19 protein-coding genes are annotated in these 22,069 nt (G+C 46.7%); 2 read left to right on the forward strand and 17 right to left on the reverse strand.

Going from position 1 to position 22,069, the window contains the following annotated elements; all coding sequences use genetic code 11:
* Positions 1-5 precede the first annotated feature (5 nt).
* Positions 6-1,109: a DNA polymerase IV gene (gene dinB, locus D2V93_RS03340; RefSeq protein WP_119618528.1), complete on the reverse strand. Its 1,104-nt coding sequence runs from the start codon at positions 1,107-1,109 to the stop codon at positions 6-8.
* Positions 1,110-1,136: 27 nt separating this feature from the next.
* Here dinB and D2V93_RS03345 point away from each other — a divergent pair, with 27 nt between their 5' ends.
* The gene (locus tag D2V93_RS03345; RefSeq protein ID WP_119618394.1) at positions 1,137-1,610 is read left to right on the forward strand and encodes a CYTH domain-containing protein; all 474 of its coding nucleotides are present in this window, start codon (positions 1,137-1,139) and stop codon (positions 1,608-1,610) included.
* On the forward strand, positions 1,604-2,266 hold the full coding sequence (locus tag D2V93_RS03350; protein ID WP_119618395.1) for a lysoplasmalogenase: 663 nt from the start codon (positions 1,604-1,606) through the stop codon (positions 2,264-2,266). Before D2V93_RS03345 ends, D2V93_RS03350 begins: the two co-directional genes overlap by 7 nt.
* A 3-nt stretch (positions 2,267-2,269) precedes the next feature.
* Here the strand turns inward: D2V93_RS03350 and D2V93_RS03355 are convergent, their stop codons facing one another.
* The 16 genes from D2V93_RS03355 to D2V93_RS03430 all read right to left on the reverse strand — a co-directional run bounded on the left by D2V93_RS03355 (position 2,270) and on the right by D2V93_RS03430 (position 22,066).
* Positions 2,270-3,400: an AEC family transporter gene (locus D2V93_RS03355; protein WP_119618396.1), complete on the reverse strand. Its 1,131-nt coding sequence runs from the start codon at positions 3,398-3,400 to the stop codon at positions 2,270-2,272.
* On the reverse strand, positions 3,400-4,593 hold the full coding sequence (locus D2V93_RS03360; RefSeq protein WP_119618397.1) for a pyridoxal phosphate-dependent aminotransferase: 1,194 nt from the start codon (positions 4,591-4,593) through the stop codon (positions 3,400-3,402). Before D2V93_RS03360 ends, D2V93_RS03355 begins: the two co-directional genes overlap by 1 nt.
* A 151-nt stretch (positions 4,594-4,744) precedes the next feature.
* Positions 4,745-5,350: a TetR/AcrR family transcriptional regulator gene (locus tag D2V93_RS03365; protein ID WP_072876265.1), complete on the reverse strand. Its 606-nt coding sequence runs from the start codon at positions 5,348-5,350 to the stop codon at positions 4,745-4,747.
* A 12-nt stretch (positions 5,351-5,362) separates the two neighbouring features.
* Positions 5,363-6,763, reverse strand: a complete 1,401-nt coding sequence (locus D2V93_RS03370) for an efflux transporter outer membrane subunit (RefSeq protein ID WP_119618398.1) — start codon at positions 6,761-6,763, stop codon at positions 5,363-5,365.
* Between the two features lie 22 nt (positions 6,764-6,785).
* Positions 6,786-9,920, reverse strand: a complete 3,135-nt coding sequence (locus tag D2V93_RS03375; RefSeq protein ID WP_119618399.1) for an efflux RND transporter permease subunit — start codon at positions 9,918-9,920, stop codon at positions 6,786-6,788.
* 33 nt (positions 9,921-9,953) lie between these two features.
* On the reverse strand, positions 9,954-11,012 hold the full coding sequence (locus tag D2V93_RS03380) for an efflux RND transporter periplasmic adaptor subunit (RefSeq protein WP_245978079.1): 1,059 nt from the start codon (positions 11,010-11,012) through the stop codon (positions 9,954-9,956).
* A 47-nt stretch (positions 11,013-11,059) separates the two neighbouring features.
* Positions 11,060-11,536 carry a GbsR/MarR family transcriptional regulator gene (locus D2V93_RS03385; protein WP_072876261.1) on the reverse strand — a complete coding sequence of 159 codons (477 nt, stop codon included), beginning with the start codon at positions 11,534-11,536 and terminating at the stop codon, positions 11,060-11,062.
* Positions 11,537-11,848: 312 nt separating this feature from the next.
* Entirely contained in the window at positions 11,849-12,868 is a 1,020-nt protein-coding gene (pheS, locus tag D2V93_RS03390; protein ID WP_072876259.1) for a phenylalanine--tRNA ligase subunit alpha, read from the reverse strand.
* A 102-nt stretch (positions 12,869-12,970) separates the two neighbouring features.
* Positions 12,971-14,827, reverse strand: a complete 1,857-nt coding sequence (locus D2V93_RS03395; protein WP_119618529.1) for a SulP family inorganic anion transporter — start codon at positions 14,825-14,827, stop codon at positions 12,971-12,973.
* Between the two features lie 97 nt (positions 14,828-14,924).
* Entirely contained in the window at positions 14,925-15,551 is a 627-nt protein-coding gene (locus tag D2V93_RS03400) for a carbonic anhydrase family protein (protein ID WP_119618401.1), read from the reverse strand.
* A 9-nt stretch (positions 15,552-15,560) separates the two neighbouring features.
* Entirely contained in the window at positions 15,561-17,144 is a 1,584-nt protein-coding gene (locus D2V93_RS03405) for a SulP family inorganic anion transporter (RefSeq protein ID WP_119618402.1), read from the reverse strand.
* 78 nt (positions 17,145-17,222) lie between these two features.
* Complete coding sequence (locus D2V93_RS03410) at positions 17,223-17,534, reverse strand: hypothetical protein (RefSeq protein ID WP_072876253.1); 312 nt, start codon at positions 17,532-17,534, stop codon at positions 17,223-17,225.
* A 57-nt stretch (positions 17,535-17,591) separates the two neighbouring features.
* On the reverse strand, positions 17,592-18,356 hold the full coding sequence (locus D2V93_RS03415) for a tetratricopeptide repeat protein (protein ID WP_072876251.1): 765 nt from the start codon (positions 18,354-18,356) through the stop codon (positions 17,592-17,594).
* Positions 18,353-20,140, reverse strand: a complete 1,788-nt coding sequence (locus D2V93_RS03420; protein WP_119618403.1) for a BatD family protein — start codon at positions 20,138-20,140, stop codon at positions 18,353-18,355. The genes D2V93_RS03415 and D2V93_RS03420 overlap by 4 nt, the downstream gene beginning before the upstream one ends.
* Positions 20,140-21,027 carry a tetratricopeptide repeat protein gene (locus D2V93_RS03425; RefSeq protein ID WP_119618404.1) on the reverse strand — a complete coding sequence of 296 codons (888 nt, stop codon included), beginning with the start codon at positions 21,025-21,027 and terminating at the stop codon, positions 20,140-20,142. Before D2V93_RS03425 ends, D2V93_RS03420 begins: the two co-directional genes overlap by 1 nt.
* Positions 21,020-22,066, reverse strand: a complete 1,047-nt coding sequence (locus D2V93_RS03430) for a VWA domain-containing protein (protein ID WP_119618405.1) — start codon at positions 22,064-22,066, stop codon at positions 21,020-21,022. The genes D2V93_RS03425 and D2V93_RS03430 overlap by 8 nt, the downstream gene beginning before the upstream one ends.
* Between the last annotated feature and the right edge of the window lie 3 nt (positions 22,067-22,069).

Here is a 22,069-nt window from a genome sequence, read left to right on the forward strand (position 1 = left end):
TTTTTTTAGAAATCAAACTTGAGCTGTACCGAGACGGTCTCTTTTTGGGTTTCTTCCTTCTTCTTTTTTTCAGTGTTGAGGTTGGCCAGCGAAATACCCAACAGCCGCACCGAGTTTTCCAAAGCGGATTGGTAGAGGAGTTCTTTGGCCGTTTCGAGGATGAGGTCCTTGCTCGCCACATAGTATGGGAGTGTTTTGCTTCGGGTCTGCAGGCTGAAGTCGCTGTATTTAATCTTCAAGGTGACCGTTTTGCCCGCTATTTTGGACTTTTGGAGTCTTCTTTCCAGTTCTTGGGCAATGTGGTCAAGCTTTTCCAACATGAACACTTCGCTGCTCAGGTTTTCGAAAAAAGTGCGCTCGGCCCCTACCGATTTTGGAATGCGGTGCGGTTTCACGGCACTGTGATGAATACCGCGGACCACATTGTAGTAGAACTTGCCACTCTTCCCAAAATGCCCGTCCAGAAACTCCAAGGACTTTTCCTTGAGGTCCTTTCCTGTGAAAATGCCCAGTTTGTACATTTTTTCGGCCGTTACCTTTCCCACCCCATAGAACTTTCGGATATCGAGCTCCTCCAAAAACTGGATCACTTCTTCCGGGTTCACGGTCTTTTGGCCGTTGGGTTTATTGTAATCACTGGCAACTTTGGCGATAAACTTGTTGATGGAAATTCCGGCAGATGCCGTCAAACCTGTCCTATCCCATATTTTTTGCCTTATTTCTTTGGCGATGAGGGTCGCGGAGGGATTCCCAACCTTGTTCTCGGTGACATCCAGATAGGCCTCATCCAGGGAAAGCGGTTCCACGAGGTCGGTATATTCCAAAAAAATGCGCCGAATCTGTTTGGAAACCTCTTTGTAGCGGTCAAAACGGGGTTTGACAAAGATGAGCTCCGGACAATTTCTTTGGGCCAAATATCCCGACATGGCGCTCCGAACCCCAAATTTTCTGGCCTCATAACTGGCAGCTGAGACCACTCCACGCGGCGAACCCCCACCAACGGCAACAGGTTTTCCCTTCAGTTCTGGATTGTCCAGCTGTTCCACGGAAGCATAGAACGCATCCATGTCCACATGAATGATTTTTCTGAAGGGAAAATCGAAATCCATACCCAAATTTAGGGTATATTTAGTTTGATGGAACATCTGGAAATAGAACGGAAATTTTTGGTCAGCTCGGATGCCTATAAGCAATCGGCCACATCCCAGACCCGTATTGCACAGGGATTTTTGAACACTGATCCAAGCCGTACCGTACGGGTCAGGATCATGGGGGAAAAGGGTTTTTTGACGGTAAAGGGCGCTTCCAACGATTCGGGCACGACCCGTTTTGAATGGGAAATAGAGATCAGTACGGCTGAGGCCGCCAATTTGATCGACCTATGTGAAACAGGGATACTGGAAAAATACCGTTTTGAGGTGCCCTGCGGAAAGCACATTTTTGAAGTGGATGAGTTTTTGGGCGAGAACAAAGGCCTCGTTGTGGCCGAAGTGGAACTCGAACACGAGGACGAACCTTTTGAAAGACCCGATTGGCTTGGGGAAGAGGTCACGGGCCAAAGAAAATATTACAACTCCCAATTGAGCAAAACACCTTTCAAGGAATGGTAACACCACTCAAAAGACCGGTTTTCATCAATCTATTGTGTCTGGTCTCGGCCAGTTTGGCCATTTATTTTGAGATGTCGGGAAAAAGGGAAATCTATATTTTTCTGAAGCCCCTGACCACCATATTGATCATGTCCCATCTCTTTTTTCTTTCCAATGCTTCATTCAGGAATGGGATTTTGGCAGCGCTGTTTTTCTGCCTGGTGGGTGATGTGCTGTTGCTCTTTGAGGCATACTTTGTATATGGTTTGGCCGCTTTTCTGGTGGGGCATGTACTTTTTGCCCTTGCATTCATCAGGCACAAGGGTTTTTATCTACATTGGGGTTCGTTCGTGGCCCTGTTCGGAATAGCAACGGCCCTGTTTTTTTGGTTGAAACCTGATTTGGGCACGTTCATGGTGCCTGTAGCACTGTATGTTCTTGTGATTTCGTTCATGGCATGGCAGGGTATAGGAACTTTTTTAAGGGATAAGGGAAAGGCCTACCAATGGATTGCCTTGGCGGTCCTATTGTTTATGTTTTCCGACACCATGATAGCCATAGCAAAGTTCAAATCACCCTTTTATCTGTCCGGATTGGTCATTTTAGGGACCTATTGGCTCAGCATAGCCCTGATTTCCAATGCCACTTATCACATTGTTGCCAAACAGAAGGGGTAAAGATCAAGCATTCTCAGTGGCTGACTTTAATTTGTACCCGACTATCCTTTGGATAGACCATTTTTTGTTCAATCCGATGCATAGGGGAATGGACAATCCGATGGCGAGCAACAAAAGAGCAACCAATAAGATGGTGTAGGAATGCTCAAAAAAGGAACCACTGTTCAAAACGGCCAGGATGAGCATGGTGGACAAGGGGAATGATAATGCAAGAACAGCTACCCCAAAGCTGCTGCTAAAAGTTTTTTTCTGGGGTTCCACCTCCATTTCCATACTGTCCACCGCAGCGATGTGGGCATAGGGCCAAAAACTGCAGGCACTTAGGCCAAAGGCCAAGATGAGCAATATTTCGTTTTGGGCCTGTATGCCAGAAATCAAAATAAAGATTCCACTGATCAGAAGAACCAATCCAGCTCTTGTGCAAAGCAGGGAGAAAATCTGAAAGAACTGTTTTCTTTTGATCTTTACGGCCAAGCCAATGAAAAGCAACACCAAAGGGGTCATGATCAAACTGAGTTTCTCCAATGTTTCACTGAGGAAAAAGGGCAGTGAATCCATGGACATGCCAAAAGAGAGCAATACCAATGCCACTCCAATAAAGATGTTCACCGGTTCGGAAACCATGGCCCTGATCAGGGGGCCAAGTTTTTTCCCCTCATTTTTTTTGCCATTGGATTGAAGTCCATAGTGCCAGTTCATGGCAACCAGATATAGGAAGAAGAGCACAAATACCTTGTTTCCCAAATCGGACATGGCTGCTTTGGCCAGATAGTCTTCTCCCAAAAATTCCAAGATGAACGGAAAGGAGGACAAACCGGGTGCAAGCGATGGGACCAACAATTTTGCCGTCCGGAATTCAGGGGTCCCCCTACCAATCCCCATTACAGGCAATATGAAGGGCATGGCCAAGAACAATAATAGGTTGAGCCCAAGGGCCAACAAGGGCAATATCAAAAGATGTGGCTCGACCTTTATGCCCAAGAGCGCAATAAAAATAGTGGCGGGCAGGGCCAGGTTGAGGATTATTTTTTTGATGCCCGAAATCTCTTCCTTGGATTTGAACTTGCTCTTGAGCAAGATGCCAATGAAGATGAAAAAAAGAAATACGATGGTTTTTTGAAATCCAATATCCACTATACCAACACTTTATTGAGCGCGGCAGTGAACATTTTCATTTCGTCCATAGTACCCATGCTCACCCTACACCAATTTTTTCCCATAAACTCAAAGGCCCTTACACCTACTTGGAGTTCCGTCATCTTTTCGAGGAAAGCCTTGCCCTCCATCTCTATAGGGAAAATCAAGAAACTGGTGTGCGAGGGAACATATTCAATGCCCATCTGATTCAAACTTTTGTAAACATATTCCCTGCACTCTGCGTTAAGGGTACGGGACTTGTCGATAAAAGCGGAATCGTCCATGGCAGCGATAGCGGCATAGACTGAAGGATAGGAAATACCCATCCCCCCACGGGTGATATTTTGGAGTTTGTCCAAGGTAGACTCCTGTGCAACGATATAGCCTACGCGAAGACCGGCCATACCGTGGATCTTGGAAAATGTGCGGGCAATGATAACATCCTTGCCCTCGTTGATAAGGGACACCATGCTTTTTTTGGCATTGTCCTCCAAGAACCACAGATAGGCCTCATCGACAAATACAGGGACTTTCTCGGAAACCCGGGAACAGAAATCCACAAGTTCTTGATGTTCCGTGATGGTCCCGGTAGGGTTGTTGGGGTTACAGATATAGACCAATTTGGTGTCAGCATCAATGGCCTCTTCCATGGCCTTCAAGTCATGCGACCAATCATTTTTGAGCGGAACAGGCTTCCAAGTGGCACCAACAGACTCGGCCACCCTGATGAGGGACATATAGGCAGGATCTGCCGAAACGATATTGCCACCGTTCATGAACAGTACCATGGCCGTTTTCTCCAAAAGATCGGAGGATCCAGGGCCCATCATGATATTTTTGCTTTGAACACCTTCAAAATCAGCAATCTTGCCCACGAGTTGGAAGAGTTCTTTCCAAGCATACCTATTTCCTCCTGAAGCAGCATTTTTAAAAGCTTCCAAGGCCATAGGGGAAGGGCCGTAAGGGTTTTCGTTTGCATTCAGTTTTGCAACCAAATCAGGCAGTCCTGAATCCAAATTTGGTAGGTATTCCTTGAAAAAAGGACTATAAACCGCATTTCCCTGAATGTCCAATTGCAATGGCATCCTCGGTGTCTCGGCAAGGCCAAAATAGGGTAGGGCCATGGCCCCACCTGCGGTGAGCATACTTTTTCGTATCCAGTCTCTTCGGTTGATGTTGGTTGTTCCCATGTTAGATCAGTTTTTAGCAGAACTTAAATTTATATGATTATTCCGCTAAAACCAATGCTAAAAACATAAAAATCAGCACCTTAAAATATGGCTATTGAAAAATAAACCCCTTCTTTTTTTCATTTTGCCACCATATGGAGTGTTTCAGGAGTTATTTTTCCAGAGGACAGGTCTTGAGGTAATCCAAGGTCAGGATTCCCCTTAGGTTGTTGATGATGATATGCTCCAAGAGTTCTTGGATGCTATATTCATCAAACAGGCTGCTGTTGGAGTAAACCGTATCCTCCATTCGGGAAAGAAAGAGCATACAGACCAGTTTAACCTTGACACCCTGCCGGACCTGTCCCATTGTTTGTGCTTTGTTCAGCAGAGGGCATACAATGTTCCAAACAATGTCCTTTTTAAATTCTGAATACAGTTCGGATGCTTTGGGGTAATATTTGTCCAATCCATAAAGAAAGGAGGGGCTCATTTCCTGAAGGACCATCAACCCTTGTTTATAAATGAAGATGATGGTGGACAGCGGTTGGTCCTCGTTGGGGTTTTCAAGCATGTAGTTGTCCACATTGCTCCTTATTTTCTCCAAAAAGAACCGGAGGCTTTCCGTAACCAATTCTTCCTTGCTACCGAAATGTTTATAGAGGGTCTTTTTGGAAATGCCCAAGCTTTGGGCCAGTTCATCCATCGAAAAACGCTTGCTCCCAAACTTGGTAAAGTTTTCTATGGCAAATTCCAACAATTCTTCCCTAGTGTCCACAATGCAATGTTTTTACTTCCATCCACCACCAAGAGCCCTGTACAGTTCCACCATGGCATTCAGTTGACCGTACTGGGAATCCACGTAGCTGAGTTCTGAGTTCAGTGCATTTTGCCTTGCGGTCAATACTTCCAGATAATTGGCAAGACCGTTGTTCAGCAATTCCTCGGAGTAGTCTTCCGCAGTCGCATAGGCATCGAGTTCTTTGGAACGGGCCTCCAATTTTTCCGTTTCAGCACTATAGGTGTAGAGCGCATCGCTCACTTCCCTGCCCGCAGTGAGCAAGGTTTTTTTGTACGATAATAGCGCCTGCTCTTGCTGGGCCTTCGCCACTTCCATTTGGGTGCGTAGCCTCCGTCCGTTGAAGATGGGCTGTGTGAGGGAACCCACCAATTGGGAAAACAGCGAGCTGGCATCCAGCCAATTTTCAAATTCCAGACTTTGGAACCCTCCATTTGCTGAAAGGCTTAGGGATGGGTATAGGCTGCTCTTGGCCACATTGGTCAGCTCAAAGGCATTGATGAGACCATATTCCGCCTGCATGACATCAGGGCGATTGGTGAGGAGCAGGTAGGGTACGCCAGTTTTCAGGTCGGTCCCGATGGTCTGGTTGTCCAAACTGCCTCTTTCCACTTTGTGGGAAGGCTCACCCATCAAGATACAGAAGGCATTTTCCAACAACTTGATGTTGTTTTCCAAGTCGATGAGGATGATCTCTGTGGTATGTACTTGGGCCTCGGTCTGTTTGACGGCCACTTCGGTAACCTGTCCTGCTTCCTTTAGGGCCAAAGTGGTTTCCAGACTGCTTTTTCGGGCCTCAAGGGTCTGCTCGGCTATCTGGCGTTGTTTGTCCAAGGCCATAAGTTGATAATAAGTACTTGCGATGGAAGCCACCAAATTGGTCTTTACCGCTTGGTGTGCCGAAACACTTTGCAAGTAGGAGGCGCCAAAGGCCCTTTTGTTGCTTCGGATTTTCCCCCAAATGTCGGCCTCCCATGAAAGCGAACCGGAAAGCTCATATTGCTCCAATGGACGTGTAAAGAAACTTCCGAACTGGCTGTTTTCGGAGTTTTTGGTCCTAGTGAAACTGGCCGTTCCGGAAAGGGTTGGATAGTAGCCCGCTTTGCCCTGTTTCACATAGGCCTCAGCGGCAACTACATTTTGAAGGGCAATCCTAATATCAAGGTTGTTCTCCAATCCTTGGGCGATGTAGGATTTCAATTGTTCGTCATTGAACAGTTCTCTCCACGACACGTTGGCCATGGAAATACTGTCTTGGGGCAAATTGTCTGTTCTGTACAAATTTTCGGTCTCCAATTCGGGACGGGAATAGTTTTTCGCCACAAAGCAGGATTGCAAGAGCAAAGGAGCCGAAAGGATGAGGAACAGTTTATATGTGGGTTTTATTTTCATGAGTACTAGTACTAAGTTGTGGTTATGCATTTATTTCTGAGGGTTTGCCCGAAATCCGTTCCTGCAACGCTTGGAACACGACAAAGAGTACCGGTACGACAAAGACACCCAAAATGGTCCCAATGAGCATTCCGCCCACGGCGCTCAATCCTATGGATTGATTTCCGATAGCCCCAATGCCTGATGAAAGTGCCAAGGGCAGCAGACCAAAGATGAAAGCGAAAGAGGTCATCAAAATAGGTCGTAACCTCGCACGTGCACCATCGGCAGCGGCATCGAACAGGGATAGTCCGGCCCTTCTACGTTGAAGGGCGAACTCCACGATCAAAATGGCATTCTTGGCCAATAACCCTATGAGCATGATGAGTGCAATCTGGAAATAAATGTTGTTCTGGAGCCCGGCCAAGTTGATAAAGAGAATGGCGCCTGCAATTCCCACGGGGAGCGACAGCAAAATGGAGAAGGGCAGGATATAACTTTCGTATTGGGCACTGAGCAAAAAGTATACGAACACCAAACTCAAAATAAAGATGAGGATGGTCTGCGACCCAGCATTGGTCTCTTCTCGGGTAAGCCCTGAGTAGTCATAGGTATACGAGTTGGGCAACACTTGTGCGGCCACCTCCTCGATGGCATTGATGGCGTCACCGGTACTGTAGCCTGCGTTGGGCACCCCAGTGATCTTCACGGAGCTCAACAGATTGAAGCGTTCCACCACTTCCGGTCCATAGATTTTCTTCAGCTCCACAAACTGGCTTACTGCTACGGATTCGCCATTGGCGTTCCTCACAAAAACATGGTTCAAAGAATTTTCATTGGCGCGATCTTCGGGTTTGGCCTGGATCATGACACGATATTGTTTCCCAAACTTGTTAAAGTCCGTAGCATAGATTCCTCCATAGTAGCCTTGTAGCGCATTGAAGATATCTGTAGCGGAGAACCCTGACATTTTTGCCTTTTCGATATCAATATCCAGATCATATTGGGGGAATCCTGGATCGAACTGGGAAATGGCATACTGGATTTCAGGTCTTGCGTTAAGAGCTCCCAAAAATTGGTTCTTCACATCGTTGATGGAAAGCCAATCATCACCTCCCTTGCTCTGCAATTGTACCTCAAAACCAGAACTGGTACCAAAACCTTGTATGCTGGGTGGAGTAAAATAGATGATTTGGGCATCCTTGAACTGTGCCGACATACCATATAGTTTCTGCAAAGTGGCCTCAACGGATAGGGAATCTGCCTTTCTTTCGCTCCAATCCTTCAACTTCATAATGGAGAATGCATAGGAACCTGCACTTACACGGCTCAGTAAGCTAAATCCTGCCACACTCATCCGGGCATCAATGATGTCCATGGATGCATAAATGGAATCGAGCTTCATGATGGTCTCTTCTGTCTTCTCTATGGTGGTTCCGGGAGGCATGCTCACATTGGCAAAAATGATGCCCCTATCCTCATCGGGAACAAAACCTGATGGAGTGGATTTGAACAGAAATATGGCAAGTCCGGTAAAGGCCAACAAGAGGACAACAGTGATCCATTTCCTCTTGACCATGCGGCCAACGGCATTGGTGTATTTATTGGTGATGGCAGTGAAACCAACATTGAAAGCCTTGAAAAAGCGCGTCATAAAATTGGACTTATGGCCTTTTTCGGGATCATGCGGCTTCAGGAACAGTGCGGCCAAAGCCGGGCTGAGTGTCAAAGCATTGATGGCGGAGATAAGAATGGCCACGGCCAGTGTGATACCGAATTGCTGGTAAAATACTCCGGATGACCCTTGGATAAAGGATACTGGGATAAACACGGCAGACATCACCAAGGTGATGGAGATGATGGCCCCAGAAATTTCGCTCATAGCTTTTTTGGATGCAGATTTTGCCGAGGTGGCACCTTCCTCAAGTTTGGCGTGGACCGCTTCCACCACTACGATCGCATCATCAACCACAATCCCAATGGCCAGGATCATGGCAAAAAGGGTAAGCATGTTGATGGAGTACCCAAACAACTGGAGGAAGAAAAAGGTTCCCACAATGGCGACGGGCACGGCAATGGCCGGGATCAAGGTTGACCTGAAATCCTGAAGGAACAGGAACACCACGATGAACACCAAGATAAAGGCCTCGATCAACGTCTGGACCACGTGGTCTATGGAAGCGTCCAAGAAATCCTTGGAGTTGAATGGAATCACATAATCCAACCCTTTTGGAAATTCAGCTTTGCTCTCTTCCAAAATGAGCTCTATCTGGTCGATGATCTCTTTGGCATTGGAACCTGAGGTCTGATATACCCCAACAGCAACACCAGGGTTGCCCATCCCCGAGTTTTTCCTGACATAGCTGAATGCCCCGAGTTCAACCTCGGCTACATCTTTTAAACGGAGAAAGCCCCCATCCTCAGTGGTCTTTAGAATGATGTTTTGGTATTCCTCGACCTCGGAAAGACGGCCCTTGTACTTCATCACATATTCGAAGATCCCATCTGCATTTTCTCCGATCTTACCAGTAGCGGCCTCGCGGTTCTGTTCCCGGAGTGCCGCTTGTATATCGGCAGGAACTAGATTGTAGGCAGCCATTTTATCGGGGGAGATCCAAATCCGCATGGAATAGTCCTTGGCCCCGAACACGTTTACGTTACCAACCCCCTTGATCCTTTGGAGTTTGGGCACCAGATTGATTTTCGCATAGTTCTCCACAAAGGTTCCGTCGTAGTTTTCATTTTTGGAGAAAATGGAGAAGAAGAGCAGGGCACTGTTCTGTGCCTTCTGCGTATTCACACCCGTTTGGATCACTTCTTGGGGCAATAGGCTGTTCGCCCGCGACACTCTGTTCTGTACGTTAACAGCCGCGATGTCTGGATCAACGCCCAATTCAAAATATACGCTGATGTTGGCAGCACCATCATTACTGGCGGAAGAGGTCATGTAGGTCATGCCTTCCACACCGTTGATCTGCTCTTCGAGTGGGATGACCACACTTTTTAAAACGGTTTCTGCACTTGCACCCGTATAGTTGGCGGTGACCTGAACGGTGGGCGGTGCAATTTCAGGATATTGTTCTACGGGGAGCACACTGAGTCCCAGAATACCCAAGATCAAAATGATGACGGATATTACTGTGGACAGTACGGGACGGTCTATAAATTTTTGGAACATGGATTGTTTGTTCTAATAGGGTTGACGGTACAATTATTTGATAGGGTTGATGGTCTGTCCATCCCTTAATTTGGATACACCTTCGGTCACGATGGTTGTTCCCTCCTCAAGGCCTTCGGATACAATAAACTCCGTATCGGTCTGTGCAACAATATTGATAGGCTTTGTGTTCACGGTCTCGCCATTGAGCACATAGACCATTTTGGTCCCTTGAAGGTCGACCGTGGCGAATTGGGGGATTACCCACACATCTTTGTAGGTGGAAGGAACCCTGATTGTTCCGGTACTCCCAGAACTCAACAAAAGATCGGGATTCTCAAAATCGGCCCTAAGGGAAACACTTCCGGTGGTTGGGTTGATGATGTTATTGATCATGGCTATTTTCCCTTTATAAGGATATGTATCACCATTGATCATGACCAATTCCACCTCTGGTGCAGTACTTTCATTGGTCTTTGCTGCCATTTGCGTTTTCATCTGGAGCAGTTCTTTTTCGTTCATGGAAAAATAGGCCCTGATGCCGCTGATGTCCGAGACTACGGTCAGGGGCTGCGCCATAGTGCTGCTCACGAGGGCCCCTACTTTGTAGGGAATCACACCGATATAGCCGTTCACAGGGCTCGCGATGTTGGAGTAGCCAATGTTTGCGGTGATGCTGTTGTAGTTGCTCTTGGCCTGTTCCAATTGGGCTTTGGCGGTTTCCAGCTGTACATTGCTGATGATGCCTTTCTCTACCAAGGGCACCAATTTGTCCACTTCCACTTGGGCCACGTTCACCGAAGCTTTGGCTGCATTGGCGTCTTGGGATAGGGTCTGGGTCTCCAACTTGAAAAGCAACTGTCCTTTTTTCACTTTTTGTCCTTCTTCTACATAAATGTTTTGGACAAATCCTGAAACCTTGGGCCAGATCTGCACGTTTTGTACACCCTCCATCGAGGTGGAGAAGGTATTGTATATGGTGATGTCCTGCTTTTTCAGGGCAGTGGTTTTTAGAGATGGCGGTGGTGGAGCGGATTGCTGCTGGGTTTTGCCGCCACAGGACATTAAAAGGACTATTCCTGCCAATACAAAGGGTATCTTGATTGTTTTCATGTACGAACTTAAGGTGTTTAGGTTTTGATAGTTGGACATTGAATTTTTTAATCCAATATGATTTCTAGTTTTTTGATGGATTCTTTTAAAAGGGTCTCGTTTTTATGGATGTAGTCAAGGTAAATATTCGTTTTGGCCTTGCCCTCCTCAAATTTTTTCGGACTGTTTGTTTCATGATAGTCCATCACCGAGATGATGATGTTTTTTTCTTTTTCAAGGCGTTTCAGGTTTTCTTGTAGCTTGGTGAGGAAGAATGTCTTTTTCTTGGCAAGGGTAAAGTATCTTCTTCTGTCGCCCGGCTTGGTAAAATAGGTGACGATGCCCATGTTGAGCAACAGGTTCAGGGAGGTGGAGGTTGAACTTTTGCTTGCTCCACGTTTTTCCAGACAATCCTCAAAGGTTAAGCCGTCTTCATTGGTCATGACCAAAATGGCATAGATACGGGCCGCCAATGGGGGGAGATTATGTTCGCCTTCCAGGTGGAGCCCCAAGGTTTCTATCAACTCATCCTTCGTTTTTGCCATAGTATCCAATATATTTTGAAGGCGCAAAATTAATATTGGTTCGGAACAAACAAAACCAAACGAACTTAAAGTTGTGTTAAAAGTTCAATGCTTGTTGCCAAATGCCATATGCTAGAAACTGGACAATAGAAAATAGAAAAAAGATGTTTAGGGGTGCAGTTGCTCGATTACTTTGTTGATTTTCATTGGATTTAATGTGGGCTTGGACAACTGCAAACTGCAGCTGCATACTAAAAACTGATTCCCAATTCCCGACCTCCGGTCCTTGGCCCCGCGATTTGCTGGCAGTCGATTTAAGCAGGTATTTCGTGACTAAAGGGCGCTTTTGAACTGTTCCAAAAAGCGGACGTCGTTCTCGCTCAGCAGTCTGATATCAGAAATTTGGTGGAGAAGGAGTGCTATTCGGTCAATACCCATTCCGAAGGCAAAACCGGAATAGACTTCTGGGTCTATGCCACAATTTTTAAGGACATTGGGGTCCACCATACCGCAACCCATGATTTCCAACCAACCGGTGCCCTTGGTCATGCGATAGTCCGTTTCGGTTTCCAACCCCCAATACACATCCACTTCGGCACTGGGCTCGGTGAAAGGGAAGTAGGATGGACGCAACCTGATCTTGGATTTTCCGAACATTTCCGAAGTAAAGTACTGTAGGGTCTGCTTCAGATCGGCAAAGGATACATTCTTGTCCACGTACAGTCCTTCCACTTGGTGGAAAAAGCAGTGGGAGCGTGCTGAAATGGCCTCGTTTCGATATACCCTCCCAGGGGAAATGGTACGGATGGGCGGTTTATGGCTTTCCATATACCTCACTTGCACGGAAGAAGTATGGGTACGCAGTAGGATATCTGGATCGGTCTGGATGAAAAAGGTATCCTGCATGTCACGTGCAGGGTGGTATTCCGGTAGGTTCAATGCCGTAAAATTATGCCAGTCGTCCTCTATCTCGGGCCCTTCGGAAACATTGAAGCCAATCCTTGAAAAGATATCGATGATCTGGTTTTTTACGATGGATATAGGATGTCTTGCCCCAATTTCTATGGGTTCTCCAGGCCGGGTGAGGTCACCGAACTTCCCTTTGGTGTCAGCTTGATTTTCCAAGGCCTCCTTGAGTGCGTTCACCTTTTCGGTCGCTGCACTCTTCAATTGGTTGATGACCTGCCCAAATTCTTTCTTTTCCCCATTGGGCACATTCTTGAACTCGGCAAAGAAAGTGTTCAAAAGTCCTTTTTTTCCCAAATATTTGATTCGGAAAGTTTCAATTTCTTCTGTTGAGGTTGAAGAGAATTTTTCTACTTCGGCCAAGTGTTCCTTTATGGTCTCGATCATGTTCAGCACTATTCGCGGACAAATTTAGCAAATTGTACAAGAATTATGGGGAGAATAAAGAAATGTACTGTACTTGTTCAAAAAACGGCCCGATAAAAACAGTTAATGGTCAGGATGCACCTTGTGGTCCTTTAACCAATTTAGGCACGACTTGAAATTTTCAAAAACGTGCTCGTTTGGAACGAGGCCTGGAACGATATCTATTTTGCCCAACATGTATTTTGGTTGCTCCAAAACCTTGGAGAGCAGAACTGTGATGTTTTTTTGTTTCAGATCATGGATGACTTCCTCCATGGCATAAAGCCCCGATTGGTCCAAATAGGGCATTCGCCCCATTCGGATGATCACAATGGATGCATTTTTTGGAATCTGGTCGCCCAATAGCTGGAATTCACTGGTGGACCCAAAGAAAAGAGGACCGTTGATGTGTTTTATAAAGACCCCATCTTTCAACTTTTCGGGAATATCCTTTTCATCTGGCCAATCTTCCTCTTTCAAAGAGGTGACATTTGACCTTTTGGAAGTAATATCACCAATTTTTTTCATGAACATCAATGAGGCAATGATCAGACCGATTCCTACAGCATATACAAGGTTCCATACCGAAGAAAGTACCATGACCACCAGCATGACTATTACTTCGGAGCTTAATCGGAAAGGACCGAACTTGATGTCCTTGGGCATATTGGGAATGGCCTTTAACCCTTTATAATCCATAACGCCGATCCCGACGGTGACGAGTAGGCCCGCCAATACCGCTGCAGGAATTTGTGAGGCTACGGGACCCAGGGCAAGCAGAATGATGAGCAAGAGCAATCCTGCGATCATACCTGAAAGCCGAGTTTTGCCCCCAGAATTGATGTTCACCACCGTTCTAATGGTGGCACCGGCACCTGGGATTCCACCGAAGAGGGAGGCTATGCTGTTCCCGATTCCCTGTCCCATGAGTTCTTTATTGGGGTTGTGCTTGGTTTGGGTCATATTGTCCGCAACCACAGATGTGAGCAGGGAATCAATGGCCCCGAGCAGGGCAAGCGTAAGCGCTGTGAATATATACGGAGCAATCGAGCCAAGACTGAAATCGGTGAAAATTTCCAGATGGGGGGTCGGGAGTCCACTGGGAATCTGCTCAATAGGACGGTAGTCCAAGCCAAGTCCATAGGCAATTCCAGATACGGCGACCAAGGCCACCAAGGTGCTGGGTACGGCAGTTGTGATGCGCCTAAACCCATATACAATGAGGATGGTGCCCAAAGCCAAAGCGAGTTCCAGTCCATCAATGTTTTCGATGGCCCTAGGCAATACCTTAAAAGTACCGATGACGCCGGACGATTCTTTTCCGGCGAAGGCCTTGGCTTCTTTGTCCATGTCGGCAGCAGTAATGTTTTTGGCCCTTTTGATGGTCTCTTCAAAATCCTCAAGAACCGAAATGCCCTGTTCGGTTTCTTGTTCCAAAATCCTGTTCAATATCCTTTCTTCAGCTTTTGGCCTAAAACTGTTCACGAATGAAATGTCTTCCTTTGGATAATACCCAACAGCCGGAAGGGTCTGGGTAATTAGGATAATGATACCGATTGCGGTCATGAACCCAGAGACGACAGGATAAGGAATGTATTTTATGTATTTCCCCAAACCGATGAGCCCAAGGCCAATCTGCATGAGTCCTGCAAGTAAGAAAACGGTCAAAATGACTGGGAGTGCCTTGCCTAGATCTCCATTGTTGATGGCCAAGATGCTTGAGACCATGACCATGCTCACTGCGGTCATGGGGGCTGTAGGACCTGAAATTTGGGTGTTCGTGCCACCAAACAGGGCAGCAAAAAAACCAATGAAGATGGCACCGTACAATCCTGCACTTGGCCCCAATCCCGAACTCACGCCGAACGCAAGCGCCAAAGGTAGGGCGACGATCCCGGCAGTGATTCCTCCAAAAAGGTCTCCTTTAAGGTTTCTGAACATGGCTTTCGGTTGTACGGGTGAAGGTAACAATTCTGGAACAAAAAAAGGTCGATGGATATTATAACCCATCGACCCTTTGTATATATGGAACGGTATTTTACAAAAAGACCACCTTACCGTCAGAGAGATCGTACATGGCCCCGACAATGGCTATTTCTCCTTCTTCTTCCATCTCTTTCAGGATAGGGCTTTGTGCTTTGATATTTTCCAGTGCAATCTCCACGTTCTTTACCGCAACGGCGTCCACAAAGTCCAAGTTTTTGGAATTCCTCAACGATTCGTCCTTCGGCTCTTTAACGGCTTCGACGGCAGGCTCTATCTTGTTGATCAATGTGGTGAGGTTGCCCAAACGGGCATGGTCACATGCCCCCTTTACCGCGCCACAACTGGTATGGCCCAAAACCACGATCAGTTTGGTCCCGGCAAGCTTACAGGCAAACTCCATGCTTCCCAAGATATCCTCGTTCACAAAGTTGCCCGCTATCCTGATACTGAAGATATCTCCAAGTCCTTGATCGAAGACCAACTCTGCGGATACCCTTGAATCGATACAGCTAAGGATAGTGGCAAAGGGGAACTGGCCATCTTTGGTTTCGTTGACCTGCTGCAACAGGTTTCTATTGGCCTTTAGGTTATTTTGGAAACGCTCGTTGCCCTCTTTCAAAAATTGGAGCGCCTTTTCCGGCGTCATGGTGGCCTGTGTTTCTTTTGTGTGTGCTTTCATACGATATTGTTATGCCGTTTGTTTCGGTCTTAGATTAAAAAATTTGATGTAACTCTCGGGGTTCTCGACCACACCTCTTTCAGAAATCAACTTTATGTTGATGTTCTTGCTCTTGGCCTTGCCCGAAAAATCTTCCAAGATCTCAATGATGTCGTTATCAAGATATCTGGTCTTGCGGACATCCAGTTCCAGATAGGAATTTTCAGGAAGTCGGTCCAACTCTTTTAGGATAGCCCCTTTGTTGATGAAGGTCACCTCTTCCGCTAGGGTCATTTTGATCATGTTCTGCCCATTGCCCTTATCCTCAATATGGAGGAAGTGTGAATTTTGATAACTCTTGATGAGAATGACCACAATACCCACTGCCAGACCAAGTGCAATGCCTATAAGAAGGTCGGTGAGAACAAGTCCTACTACTGTGACAATGAAGGGGACGAATTGCTTCCACCCCAATTGGTACATGGTCTTGAACAAGCTGGGCTTGGCCAGTTTGAAACCGACGATAAACAGCACAGCGGCAAGAACGGACAAGGGAATCATGTTGAGCAGTTTCGGGATCAACATGACCGAGATGAACAAAAGAAGGCCGTGGATAATGGCCGACAGTTTGGTGCGTCCCCCCGATTGGATGTTTGCTGAACTTCGCACGATCACTTGGGTCACGGGCAGTCCACCAAGTAGGCCGGATATGGAATTACCGACACCTTGCGCAAACAATTCCCTATTGGCGGGCGTGGTCCTTTTATAAGGATCCAATTTGTCGGTGGCCTCAACGCACAATAAGGTCTCCAGACTGGCCACCAATGCAATGGTAAAGGCCGTGATCCAAATCTCCGTGTTACCAATGACTGAAAAATTGGGAAACTGGAACAGGCTTCCAAAATTGGCAAAGCTATCCAAGACCGGGACCTGTACAAGGTGCTCCCCAGAAATGCCCCAAGTCGCATCGCCCTGAGTAAATACAAAATAAAGAATGCCCAGTACAACAGCCACCAACGGGCCTTGGATCAACTGGAATATTTTTGATTTTTTGGTCAGTACCTTGTCCCATAGGATAAGGATGGCAAGTGCCGCTACAGCAATCAATGTAGCCCCAGGACTTATATTGTTGAGTGCGACAAGGATTTCACTGAAGGTATTTTCCCCATCGACCTGAAAAAAGGCTTGATCACCCTCAGGATCGGCGTCATAGCCAAAAAAGTGGGGAATCTGTTTCAAGATGATGATGATTCCTATTCCGGTCAGCATGCCTTTGATTACCGACGAAGGAAAATAGTAGGCAATGATACCTCCTTTGAGGACAGCGAACAGGATCTGTATGATACCGCCGAGTACCACAGCCACCAAAAAGTTTTCGAAACCTCCCAAGCTGCCTATGGCAGTGAGCACAATGGCGGCAAGTCCGGCTGCAGGACCACTGACCCCTAATTGGGAGCCACTCAACGCGCCTACAACAACGCCCCCGACAATTCCGGCAATCAGCCCAGAAAAAAGAGGGGCGCCACTGGCCAATGCAATGCCCAAACAAAGGGGCAATGCTACAAAGAAGACCACAACACTGGCTGGCAGGTCATTTTTGAGATACTTGAACATATATAAAAATAGTTTTGCCTTCAACCCATATTTGGTTAAAGACAGTTAGAAATTGATTTGAATGTTATCTGTGACGTTTCAAACCAATTTTCTGGGAGGAGGGTCAAGAATCTCAATCGTATGCTCCATGAGCTGGAAGACATACCCTAAAGAGGTAAGATTTTGTTCTTGATAGAAGGATGGGTCAACAGGGAAGAAATTCCGGAACACAAAAAATTTGCTCTCAAAGTTTTTGCCGTTCGCTGTTTCGTTACTGTTGTTTTCCTCTTCCGAGGCCCCAAGGATAAGTGCCGTACTGTATTCCCGCCCCAGTAGGGGAACAAATGGTGATGCCATCAAAATGGAGACGAGCATCACGGAGACAATGGGAAAGGCCAGTAGTTTAAGCACTATACTTGATTTTCCCCAAAAATAAGGCGAACAGAGGGATTTTGTGTTAAAGAATGTCTAAAAATCCTTGATGTGTTTGATGTTCTCACCCAAAAGCCAGCCAGTTTGCCCATCGGCAATCCTTATTTTCTCCCAACCATCCAACTCCTCCAGTACATTTACCTTGGTGCCTTCGTGCAATGTGAAGATAACATCGCTGCTCCCATTGGGTTCGGAAGAAACCCTGACTTCTTTACCGAAAACAATGGCGGGATTATCCTTTCTGTACTGTTCATGTTGGAGATAGGAAAGCAAAATACTCAGTAGTCCAAGTGTCAATGAGAAAATTCCTGTGATCAAGGCAATGCGTTTTTGGTTTGCCGAGCGAAGGAAATAATAAGCCAAATAGGCCACCACAAAAAGCATGACCAACACGACCGCGAGGTAGGCCCATTGATTGCAGGTGAAAAGGTTGATGGTTTTGTCATAGGCCTGGGCAATCTCTGTCTTTGGGACTTCTTCTATGGCATCCAACCTCATGTTCTGGGCATACCCCAAATTGTTCTTTATTTCGCTATCATTGGGGGACAAGAGTAGTGCCTTCTCATAATAGTAAATACTGGGACCAATGGAGTTGGTCTTATAATAGCAATTGCCCAGATTGAAGTAGACTGCAGCAGAATGTTGGCCAGTCTCCAAAATTTGCTCATAGTTTTCTATGGCCTTTGCATATTCCCCCTTATTGTAAAGTTCCGTTGCTTCGGAGAAGAGGGCCTCGTTTTGGGAGAATCCAAGGGACAAGGATAACAGGCATATCAAAAAAACAATCTTTTTCACGGTCATAGCTGTTTGTCCAATTTAGAAATCACCTCACTGGCCTTATCATAATCGTTCTGCATCTGTACATTGGAAAACGGACTGTAACGGGCCATCTCGCAGTTTTTCAAAAGCTCTATGAAGGCATTGATATCCTCTACGGCAACTCCTTTGTTCGTAAGGATATCGGTTATTTTTTCCTTGCTGAACTCCGAGGTCTCTATTTTCAGTTTTGCCTTCAAATAGTTGTGCAGTCCTTTTTCCAAAGCCACATAGAAAGCTTCTTTATTGCCCAGTTCCTTTTTGGCCGTGGACAGGTATTTTTTTGCCAACCTATTGGCCTGCTTTATCTTATTGCCCACCACATCACTGGCGATGGCCTCTCTTTTCTTGAAGAAAAAGATGGCAATGGGAATGAGCAAAAGAGGAATGAAAAGCAGCAGATAGAAGGCACGTGAGCCCAAAAAACAGCTTGTTTCCTTCGGAGCTAGATTAGGGTCCAATTTTATAAAATGAAACTGTTTGCCCGTGGCCACGACGGCTTGTTTGTTGACCGAAGGACCTGAAACGGCATTGTCCGAGGAGGCTGTAGGGCCTTCCAATACCTCAATGTTGATTTCTTCCGAATGGAGCGTCACATATTTTTCCGTGCCGGGGTTGAAATAACTGAAAGAGATGCTCGGGATTGGGTACTTTCCTCTAAATGAGGGAACTATGGTGTAATTGTTGGACACTTTGCCTTCCATTCCAGAACTATAGGTCTGGATGTTCTCTTCATATTCGGGGTCATAGACTTCCAAAGAACTGGGAAGTTCGGGCTCGGGAAGTTGGAACAACTTAAGGTTGCCCTTTCCAGAAACCTCTACGGTTGCTTGGAGCGATTCGGAAGCATTCAATTCTTTTTTACTGGTGGTCACCGAAAAGTCAAAATCACCTACGGCTCCGCCAAAATCAGCCGGTTTTCCCGCTTCGGGAAGAGGCTTCACATTTAAGGTCCTTTTCCCTGCCGAAACCGTTTTGCTGGTCTGGGTATATATCCTGCCCCCAAAGAAATCACGTTTGTTGGTGGGCACGTCCACAAAAATTTCCAAGGAAAGGGGCTCTATTTCCAATTCCCCGGATTTTTGGGGATACAGTACCACCCTTTTCAGGACAACGAACCTATAGGGCTTGCCCTCATAGGTGCCGTTTTGGGCCGTGTGCTTGGTAACTGGAATGTCTTGGCTCCAGAAATTGTTGTATGTGGGGTTGTCCAACGGTCGGTAGTTGGTGACACTGATATTTGGGCTTACATATAGTTTATAGACGACGGTTACGGCCTCGTTCAGGTATGGGTTGCCCTTGGAAACTTCCGCAACGAGGTGAAGGCTTTCGTCTGCAACATCGTCCACGGTCTTTTGGTCATTGGGTTTGTCCACAGCTGCGGTTACTTCAACTTCCTTGGGCAAGGTTTTGTAGGTTTGCCCACTGATCTCTATGGTTGCCTGTCCAATGGTGAAGTTGCCCCTGCCCGTGGGCACCAATATATAGGTATAGGTTTTGGAAAAGCTCCGCTTTCCATTTATCCAAGAAGAACTGATGGATTGCGAGGGTCCCATGACCACATTGAAACCTTCAAAGGGAGGGGGGGTAAAATTGTCCCCGTCCTTGTTCATGGTAAAATCTACCCTGAGTCTCTCGTTGATGCCCAGTTTTTCCTTGCTGAGGCTCATGTCGAAAGTGACCCCTTCCTCTTCTTGGGCATGGACAATGGGACCCCAAAAAAGGACTGCGATCCACAAAAACACAATGTTGCCCCTCAACGCCTTCATCACCAATCCTTTTCGTTCCTGATTTTTTTACCTCGGACCTTTCTGGCCTCCATCTTTTCCTGTACTTTTTTCTCTTCGTTTTCCATGGCCTCCAATAGGTTCTGGATCTGTTGCTCAGAGAGTTGGTTGGGTCGGGGCTGTTGCTTTTGGTCATTGGGCTGGTCACCCTCGTTGGGCTTTTTCTCCTGCTCCTTTTTCTTGTCCCCGTCCCCTTCTTGGTTTTCCTCGGGCTTGTCCTCTCCTTTATCCCCTTGGTCGCCCTTGTCCTTGTTCTCGTCCTGTTCTCCTTCGTCCTTCTTCTCGTTGTCGCCCCCTTGGTTGTTCTGGTCCTTGTTCTGGTCCTGTTCCTGATCTTTCTGTTCCTGTTTGTCCTCGTTGTCCTTGTTCTGGTCGTTCTTTTGCTCGTCCTGTTGCTTCTCCAGCATTTTTTTCGCTAGGGCAAGGTTATATCGGGTCTCGTCGTCATCCGGATTGCTACGAAGGGACTGTTTGTAGGCCTCAACGGCCTTTTCATATTCCTTGTTCTTCATGAACACATTGCCCATATTATGGTAGGCCTTGTGTTTTTCAGGTTTCTCAGTGGCTGCTTCGCCTGCCTGTTTGAACCGGCCAAAGGCCTCCCCATAGCTTTCACGGTTATAGTAGGCGTTGCCCAGATTAAAGGGTGCCGCTACGTTCTGTTTGCTTTTGGATATGGCCTTCCTGTACTTGGCCTCCGAGTTGACAAAATCGTTGGCGGTAAGTTCGTTGTTGGCCTCCCAGGTCATGTTGGTGGATGACCGGAGTGCTTTTTCAGCTTCCTTGTTCTCTTTTTCCGTTGTCTCGTCCTGTGCCTGTGCAAAACCAAAACAAAGCAGCAGGGCAAACATCAATCTTACCTTATTCATCGTCATGCTCATTAAAAAGATTCAGTTTTTTCAGCCATTGTGTTTTTCTGTCCAAAACGAAAATGTCCAAAAATAAAAATAAAAAGCCAGCAGCAAGGAACCATTGGAACTGGTCCTTGTATTCAGCAAATTGCTTGGCCTCAAACTCGGTCTTGTCCATCCGATCCAACTGTTCCTTGATGTATTCCACAGCTTTTTCGGTATTGGAACCATCAATGTACTCTCCATTGCCCCTATCCGCAATCTCGGTGAGTATGGGTTCGTTCAATTTCGTGATGACCACTTCGCCCTCATTGTCTTTTTTGAGACTTTCCACAATTCCGTTCCTTTTGATGGGAATGGGCGCTCCTTTGGCCTTGCCCACACCAATGGTGAAGATGCGTATGCCGTTCTGCGTGGCCTTCTCCACTGAGACGGCCGTGGAACTTTCGGAATGGTCTTCCCCGTCAGAAACAATAAAAAGGATCCTGTTGGTCTGTTGGGAATCATCGTAATAGGTGCTGGCCAAGTCAATGGCGGCATCTATAGCTGTTCCTTGGGAAGACAGCATATCGGTGTTCATGCTCTGCAGGAACATTTTTGCCGCACCATAGTCCGTGGTGATGGGAAGTTGCGGATAGGCCTGTCCTGCATAGGCGATGATGCCGATACGGTCACTGGCCAATTGGTTGATGATTTCCGATACAATGCGCTTGCCCTTTTCCAATCGGTTGGGGGCAATGTCCTCGGCCAACATACTTTTGGAAACGTCCAGGGCAAATACAATGTCCACCCCTTCCCGTTTTACGGTCTCCAGTTTGGTTCCGATTTTGGGATTGACCAGTCCAAGCACAAGGAACGAAAGTCCGAGCAAAAGAAAGATGAGCTTTAGGGTAGATTTAAAACTGGACCTATCCGGGGCCAAACGTTTCAACAGTTTGGAGTCTGCAAACCGGCGCTGTGTCTTCTTCTTCCAGATTTGGAGCATAAGGAAAGCCAGGACCATTACGGGAACAATGGCCAACAGATAGAAATATATTTTCTGGTCAAACTGAATCATTTC

Source organism: Flagellimonas taeanensis, from assembly GCF_003584105.1.
In the GTDB taxonomy this organism is placed as follows: Bacteria; Bacteroidota; Bacteroidia; order Flavobacteriales; family Flavobacteriaceae; genus Flagellimonas; species Flagellimonas taeanensis.

Coding starts and splice junctions, on each gene's coding strand:
- dinB (WP_119618528.1), bottom strand. CDS start 1,109: ATGGATTTCGATTTTCCCTTCAGAAAAATCATTCATGTGGACATGGAT.
- D2V93_RS03345 (WP_119618394.1), top strand. CDS start 1,137: ATGGAACATCTGGAAATAGAACGGAAATTTTTGGTCAGCTCGGATGCC.
- D2V93_RS03350 (WP_119618395.1), top strand. CDS start 1,604: ATGGTAACACCACTCAAAAGACCGGTTTTCATCAATCTATTGTGTCTG.
- D2V93_RS03360 (WP_119618397.1), bottom strand. CDS start 4,593: ATGGGAACAACCAACATCAACCGAAGAGACTGGATACGAAAAAGTATG.
- D2V93_RS03370 (WP_119618398.1), bottom strand. CDS start 6,763: ATGAAAATAAAACCCACATATAAACTGTTCCTCATCCTTTCGGCTCCT.
- D2V93_RS03375 (WP_119618399.1), bottom strand. CDS start 9,920: ATGTTCCAAAAATTTATAGACCGTCCCGTACTGTCCACAGTAATATCC.
- D2V93_RS03380 (WP_245978079.1), bottom strand. CDS start 11,012: ATGAAAACAATCAAGATACCCTTTGTATTGGCAGGAATAGTCCTTTTA.
- D2V93_RS03385 (WP_072876261.1), bottom strand. CDS start 11,536: ATGGCAAAAACGAAGGATGAGTTGATAGAAACCTTGGGGCTCCACCTG.
- pheS (WP_072876259.1), bottom strand. CDS start 12,868: ATGATCGAGACCATAAAGGAACACTTGGCCGAAGTAGAAAAATTCTCT.
- D2V93_RS03395 (WP_119618529.1), bottom strand. CDS start 14,827: ATGTTCAGAAACCTTAAAGGAGACCTTTTTGGAGGAATCACTGCCGGG.
- D2V93_RS03400 (WP_119618401.1), bottom strand. CDS start 15,551: ATGAAAGCACACACAAAAGAAACACAGGCCACCATGACGCCGGAAAAG.
- D2V93_RS03405 (WP_119618402.1), bottom strand. CDS start 17,144: ATGTTCAAGTATCTCAAAAATGACCTGCCAGCCAGTGTTGTGGTCTTC.
- D2V93_RS03415 (WP_072876251.1), bottom strand. CDS start 18,356: ATGACCGTGAAAAAGATTGTTTTTTTGATATGCCTGTTATCCTTGTCC.
- D2V93_RS03420 (WP_119618403.1), bottom strand. CDS start 20,140: ATGAAGGCGTTGAGGGGCAACATTGTGTTTTTGTGGATCGCAGTCCTT.
- D2V93_RS03425 (WP_119618404.1), bottom strand. CDS start 21,027: ATGAATAAGGTAAGATTGATGTTTGCCCTGCTGCTTTGTTTTGGTTTT.
- D2V93_RS03430 (WP_119618405.1), bottom strand. CDS start 22,066: ATGATTCAGTTTGACCAGAAAATATATTTCTATCTGTTGGCCATTGTT.